We start from the raw sequence: 6,953 nt of genomic DNA, 5'->3' as shown, positions 1-6,953 counted from the left end.
ACCTGTTCTACAACCGACGGTTGCGTGCGGCCACCACCAAATTCTCGGTGCGCATGAAGCACGACGACCGCAAACAGACCGCCGCGATCGTGCTGTCGGTCGTGTTGATCTTCATCGGCATGGGCTGGATGCTGCTACTGAACGTCCTGCGCCCCGCCGGAATCGTGCGAACGTCGGCGATCGTCGGTGACCGCGACTCCGGCGCGATCTACGCCCGCATCAACGGCCGGCTGTATCCGGCGCTCAACATGACCTCGGCGCGTCTCGCAGTCGGCAACGCCGAGCTTCCCACCTGGGTCAAGCCCCCCGAGATCGCCAAATACCCGACCGGCCCGATGATCGGGATCCCCGGCGCGCCGGCTTCGCTGATCGCCAACACCGGCGCACCGTCGGCCTGGGCGGTCTGTGACACCGCGGGCTCACCGCGCCGAGTTGAACCGCCCGTCGTCACCGCCATCGCCGGAACGCTGAGCCCGACCGGCCGGGCGGCGCCGCTGGCCTCGGACGCCGCGGTGCTGACCCGTTTCCAGGACGCCACCTATGTCATCTGGGGCGGCAAGCGGTCCCAAGTCGACCCGGCGGACCGCGCGATCACCCTGAGCCTGGGGATCGATCCGGGCACGACGGTCCCGGTGGAGATGTCGCGGGCGCTATTCGACGCCCTGCCCAGCACCGAACCGCTGCGCGTTCCGGCGATCCCGCTGGCCGGCACACCGTCGCAGTGGGTTCCCGGCTCCCAGGTGGGCACGGTGCTGGAAACGCGGACGGCCGGCGGCGGCTCGCAGTTCTACGTGCTGCTACCCGACGGGGTGCAGAAGATCACCAGCTTCGTCGCTGACCTGATCCGCAGCGCCAACTCGTTCGGATCTGTTGCGCCGCTGGTGATCAGCCCCGACAAACTGGTCAACATCCCGGAAGTGGGCACCCTGCCGGTCGAGTACTACCCCAACAGCCGGCTTCGCTTCGTCGACACCGCCGCCGAACCGACCACCTGCGTGAGCTGGGAGAAGGCCCCCACCGACCGGCAGGCGCGGATCACCGTGTTCAACGGCCGCGGCCTGCCGGTATCACCGGCCATGGACAATCGGATCGTCCGGCTGGTGCGCGACGATCGCACGCCCGGTTCGGTGGTGGCCAATCAGGTGCTGGTGCTGCCGGGCGCGACGAATCTCGTGACCTCGACCAGCGCCCTGCTCGAGTCCGACTCGCGCGAGACGCTGTTCTGGGTGTCCCCCAACGGGGTTCGGTACGGCATCGCCGCCGAGGACGAGACGCTGCGTGGTCTCGGCCTGGACCCGGCCTCGGCGCAGCAGGCGCCGTGGCCGCTGCTGCGCACTTTTGCGGCCGGCCCGGAACTGTCTCGACATGCCGCTCTGCTCGCCCGCGACACCTTGCCGTCGACCGGCGAAGTGATGCCGGTGGCACCCAATAATCAGCAGGCCGTCCCGGGAGGGTACTGAGGCGATGTCGAAACGAGCGTTCGTTCCGGTGCGCCTGCAGGTTCCCGAACCCAAGCCGGTGCGAGTCGCCCCGCGCGCGCCCGACGCGCTGCCAGAACGGGAGCCACGCAACCTGTGGGTGATGATCGGGCTTCCGGCGTTGGTGGTCGCGCTGATCGGCACCATCGTGATGCTGTACGTCTCCGGGGTGCGCAGCCTGGGGTCGGGCATGTTCCCGATGATGGGCATGGCCGGGCTGGGCATGCTGATGTTCTCCGGGAGGTTCGGGCGGGCGCGCAAGATCAGCTGGGGCGAGCAGGAGAAGAACCGGCGCAGCTACTTGCGAGCGCTCGACGCCGAACGCGACGAGATCCAGAAGGCGGTCTGTGCCCAGCGCAGCGCCCAGGAAATGGTGCACTCGAACCCGCAGGGGCTCGGCGCGGTCATCGGCGGACCGCAGATGTGGGAGCGGCGGCGCTCCGACGCGGACTTCCTCGACGTCCGGGTGGGCGTCGGTGTGCAACACGCCCCCGACTCGGTGTTGTCGGTGCAGTGGCCGGAGATCCCCGTCGACGAGGAGCTCGAACCGGTCACCGGCCAGGCGCTGCGCGACTTCATCCTCGAACAACGCAAGATCCGCGACATCGCCAAGGTGGTCAACCTGCGCTCGCGCCCGGGGTTCAGCTTCGTCGGCGACGACCTCGACAAAGTCCGCTCACTGCTGCGATCGGTGCTCAGCGCGCTGGCGGTATTCCACAACCCGCTCGACGTCAAGTTGATGGTGGTGACCCGGCACCCCGAGCTGTGGTCCTGGATGGTGTGGCTGCCGCACAATCAGCACGACGAGTTGTTCGACGCCTGCGGGTGGCGCCGACTGGTGTTCACCAGCCCCACCGAACTGGAGTCGACGCTCGGCGCCGACCTGCACATGAAGGGCAAGCGCGGCGCATGGCGGCCCCCGTCGGCGCCGAGTCCGACGACCATGGGATCGGCGCTGGAGTCCGGTGGCGACGGGCACGATCTCGGCCCGCACTGGGTGATCGTCGACGACAACACCGGAAGTCCCGAGGCGTGGGAGAGCGTGGTCGGCCGGGTCGGGAAGGAGGGCATCACCGTGTTGCGGGTGGCCTCCCGGCTCGGCACCGGTGTCGGGTTCGCCCGCGACGAGATCTTCGAGGTCGTCGACCACCCCGCCCGGCACAACCGCGCCGCCGGCCCGTCGGCGACCCATCGCAGGAACGGCCGGCGCGCCGATCCGTCGCTGCCACCGATGTTGCGGGCGGGCGGCAAGTTCTTCGCGCACGCCGATCAACTGTCGGTGCCGCGCGCCTACCGCTACGCCCGCGCGATGGCGCGCTGGACACCGACGGCCAGCGTGGACGTCACCGACTCCGGCAGTGGCGCCATCGAACTGCTGCGCGCGCTGGGGATCGACGACGCCCGCGAGCTGAACGTGGACCGGCTCTGGGCCGAACGGCGCAGCCGCGGCGACGAACGGTGGGCCGAGATCCCGGTGGGGGCCAAGCCCAACGGCGAACTGCAGAACATCGTGCTGCGCGCCAAGGACTTCGGCGGCTTCGGCTTCCACTCGGTGGTGATCGGCACCAGCGGTTCGGGCAAGTCGGAGTTCTTCCTGTCACTGGTGTACGGGATCGCGCTGACCCACTCACCGGAGACCTTCAACGTGATCTTCGTCGACATGAAGTTCGAGTCCGCCGCCCAGGACATCCTCGGTATCCCGCACGTCTCGGCGGCGCTGTCCAACCTCGGTAAGGACGATCGGCACCTCGCCGAGCGGATGCGGCGCGCCATCGACGGCGAGATCGCCCGGCGTTACCGGCTGTTCAACTCCGTCGGGGCGCGCGACGCCAACGACTACGAGGAGATCCGGCTGGCCGGGCGCGACCTGGAACCGGTGCCGATCCTGCTGGTGGTGATCGACGAGTACCTCGAGCTCTTCCAGAATCACGGCAAGTGGATCGACCTGATCATCCACATCGGCCAGGAAGGCCGCGGCGCCAACGTCTTCTTCATGCTCGGCGGTCAGCGCCTGGACCTGTCGTCGTTGCAGAAAGTGAAGTCCAACATCGCCTTCCGGGTCGCGCTGCGCGCCGAATCCGGTGACGACAGCCGGGAGGTGATCGGCTCGGACGCCGCTTACCACCTGCCGTCGAAGGAGAACGGCTTCGGGCTGCTCAAAGTCGGGCCGCGGGATTTGGACCCATTCCGCTGCTTCTACCTGTCGGCGCCGTTCATCGTGCCGAAACGCAAGGCGTCGACAGCCAAGACCCTCGACATGACATTGACGAAACCCCGCCTCTACACCTGGCAGTACCAACCACTGGACGAGGCGGACGCGCAAGCGTTGCAGGACATGTCGGCCACCGACGCCGAACCCGACGAGTACTTGTTGCACGCCGACGGGTTCAAGAAGAAGAAGATCGTCGACGTGCTGCGCGAGTCGCTGATCGCCGCGGATCGCAAGGCGCCCCACCTGCCGTGGTTGCCCCCGCTAGAGGTCTCGGAGTCGGCCGACTCGCTGGTGGCGCTGTACCGGGGCAAGTCGTGGGACGTCGACTACGGGCGCAACCCGGGTCTGGTGTGGCCGCTGGCCGTCAAAGACATTCCCGAGGACGCCCAGCAACTGGTGCACTGCGTCGATGTGCTGCGCAGCAACGTGATGGTGGTCGGCGCCAAGAGCCGCGGTAAGACCACGACGCTGATGACGCTGATGTGTTCGGCGGCGCTGATGTACACCCCGGCCCGGCTGACATTCTTCTGCGTCGGCGGCGCCACCCTCGGCTACGCGGAGACCCTGCCGCATGTGGCCGACATCGTCTCGCCGGCCGACCGCGAAGGGGTGGAACGCACCGTCGCGACCATGGCCGCGCTGGTCAGCTCCCGCCAGGACACCTTCCGGCGGGACAAGATCGACATCAACGAGTTCCGGGAGCGGCGTTTCGGAGCCGACAGCGACGGCCTGGGCGGCACCGACCCGAACGACCCGTACGGGGATGTGTTCCTGGTCATCGATGACTTCTCCGACCTCTACGCCGCCGACACCGTGCTCGGCGACCGGATCATCGCGCTCAGCGGCGTCGGTCCGGAATACGGCGTGCACCTGATGACGAGCGCGTCGGGCTGGATTCACGGCCAACGCCAGACATTGCTGCAGAACTCCGACGTACGCATCCAGCTGCGGCTGCAGAACCCAGGCGAGAACGAGATGGGCACCGCCTCGCTCGATGCGCGCGACGCCGCCAAACGGACCGTGAACCGGCCCGGCTTCGGGCTCACCGAATCCCTGCACGAGATGCTCATCGGGATGCCGGAGCTGACCGCGGAAGACGGCAGCCGGATCGGCACCCGCGAGCTCGGCACCCGGGTGGCCGAGGTCGCCGGCGTGACCAAGCACGCCACCCTCAAGCGACTGCCCCCGGCGGTTGCACTGTCGGAGGTGCTGGCCTACGACGTGGCGCAGCGCCCGCCCGCCCAGACCGCGCCGTCGATCGCGTTCATGATCGGTGAGCAGCACGACCTGCTGCCGGTCCCGCTCGAGTTGGGCGAACACCCCGGCATGATGATCCTGGGTCGTGCGTTGTGCGGCAAGAGCGCCACGCTGGCCGCGATCGGCGAGGCCGTGATGGCGCGCTTCAGTCCCGAGCAGGCGCAGATCACCATCGTCGACCCCAAGACCGGACCGCTGCGGGACCTGCAGGGACCGGGCTACGTCAGCGCCTACGCCTACGACCAGGACGAGATCGACGAGGTGCTGACCACGCTGGCACAGCAGGTGCTGCTCCCCCGGCTGCCCGCCAAGGGCCTCAGCCAGGAAGAGCTGCGGGCGCTCAAGCCCTGGGAGGGCCCGCGTCATTTCATCCTGGTCGACGACGTCCAGGACCTGCGTCCGGCACAGATCCACCCGGCCAAGCCACCGGTGGGCGCCGCGCTGTGGAAACTGATGGAGCGCGGGCGCCAGATCGGCCTGCACGTGTTCGCCACCCGAAACTCGTCGAACTTCGGCCAGCTGGAGATGGATCCCTGGGTGAAGACGCAGCGCAGCGCCAAGGTGCCGACGCTGTTCATGGACAACGACCCGCAGAACAAGGTCAGCCGGACGGTGCGCGCGCAGGCCCTGCCGGCCGGCCGCGGTCTGCTGGTTCTCGACGACTCCCGGGTGGAGGGTGTGCTGGTCGGCGTGCCGTCGTCGATGATCCATAATTTCGAGCAGCAGTAGCCTTTTATTCCGTCGGTGAAGTGACGCGTGCCGCACCTTCGGTTTAGGATTTACCCCGGCCTGCCACCGTCGGCATAGCTGCGATGAGGCATCGGGAGGAAAACATGTTCTCTGTGGAACCGGAAGCTGTCCTGGCATCATCCGGCGTTGAAGCCGCGATCACCGCCGAGACCGCGGCGGCCGCGTCGTCGGCCACTCCGGCCCTGCTCGGTGTGCTGCCGATGGGCAATGACCCCGACTCCATCGCCTTCCAGGCGGCCTTGCTGGCCTCCGGGAGCGAATACCTCGGCATCGTCGCCGAGCACTCGGCGCAACGGGGGCTCTACTCCGGCGCGCAGTCGACTGCGGCCGGCGTCTACAGCGCCACCGAGGCGTTGCGGGCCGCCACCGCCGCGCTCAGCGGCTAGCAGATGGCCGATCCGGGATGGGCCGCACGCCCGCCGGAGGTCAATGACACGTTGATCAAGTCCGGCATGGGTGTCGCCACCATGCTGGCCAACGGCACCGCCTGGACGACGCTGGGCGCCGCGCATCACGCCTCCGGGATCGCCTCAGCCGTCAATACCGCGCTGACCTCGGTCGGTTGGGTCGGCGCGGGGTCGGCAAGCTCGGCGCTCAACGCCACCCTGCTCAACGTCGCCCTGCACGGCCTGGCCGGCTGGGTGGATATGAAGGCGCCGATCGTCGCCGCCGCGGTCGAGGCCTACCAGTTGGCCTACGGAAGCATGCGCACCGCCCAGGAGTGCGAAGAGAACCGGATCGAGACCGCCACCGACTACGGGATCAACCCGCTCGTGCTGGGAGCTTTGACCCCGCGGATCACCTCGCTGGAGTTCGAGTACTTCGGCATGTTCTGGCCCAACAACGCCGCGGTCGGTGCGTCCTACGGCGCGACGCTGACCGCTCTGACGTCCAGCCTCACTGTTCCCGCGCCGGTGGCCGGAATGGGCGCCTCGCCTGCCGCTCCGGCGGCGGCGGCCAGCGCCGTCGGGGACGCGGCCGCCCAGACCGCGGCGGGCGGCGCGATGCGGGCCGCCTACACCGGTACTTCGGCAGCAAGCAACACGGCCGGGCAGGGCGCCTCCGCCGCCCAGGGCATGGGGGGCCAGATGAGTTCGCTGCTCGGCCCGGTGCAGTCAATGGGGTCATCGCTGATGCAGGCCCCGCAATCCCTGATGCAGATGCCGCAGTCGATGGTGAGCCCGATGCAGTCGATGATGGGCATGTTCATGAATCCGAGCATGTTTGGCGGCGCCCTCAATGGCGCCGGGGCCGGG

Annotated in this window: 4 protein-coding genes; all 4 read left to right on the top strand. The window is 68.5% G+C overall.

Going from position 1 to position 6,953, the window contains the following annotated elements; translation table 11 throughout:
- Positions 1-2 precede the first annotated feature (2 nt).
- The gene (gene eccB, locus DQP56_RS21395) at positions 3-1,460 is read left to right on the top strand and encodes a type VII secretion protein EccB (protein WP_234825769.1); all 1,458 of its coding nucleotides are present in this window, start codon (positions 3-5) and stop codon (positions 1,458-1,460) included.
- Between the two features lie 4 nt (positions 1,461-1,464).
- Positions 1,465-5,676 (top strand): type VII secretion protein EccCa, encoded by a 4,212-nt coding sequence (eccCa, locus tag DQP56_RS24860; RefSeq protein ID WP_165825103.1) that lies wholly within the window; start codon positions 1,465-1,467, stop codon positions 5,674-5,676.
- Positions 5,677-5,780: 104 nt separating this feature from the next.
- Positions 5,781-6,083, top strand: a complete 303-nt coding sequence (locus tag DQP56_RS21380; protein WP_112688859.1) for a PE domain-containing protein — start codon at positions 5,781-5,783, stop codon at positions 6,081-6,083.
- A gap of 3 nt (positions 6,084-6,086) precedes the next feature.
- On the top strand, positions 6,087-6,953 hold an 867-nt coding region (locus tag DQP56_RS21375; protein ID WP_133258994.1), incomplete at its 3' end, for a PPE family protein.

The sequence above is a fragment of the Mycolicibacter senuensis genome (assembly GCF_003284925.1).
Lineage (GTDB): Bacteria > Actinomycetota > Actinomycetes > Mycobacteriales > Mycobacteriaceae > Mycobacterium > Mycobacterium algericum_A.
Note: the sequence above shows the minus strand (reverse complement) of the source record. Positions and strands in the feature narration are given on the sequence as shown.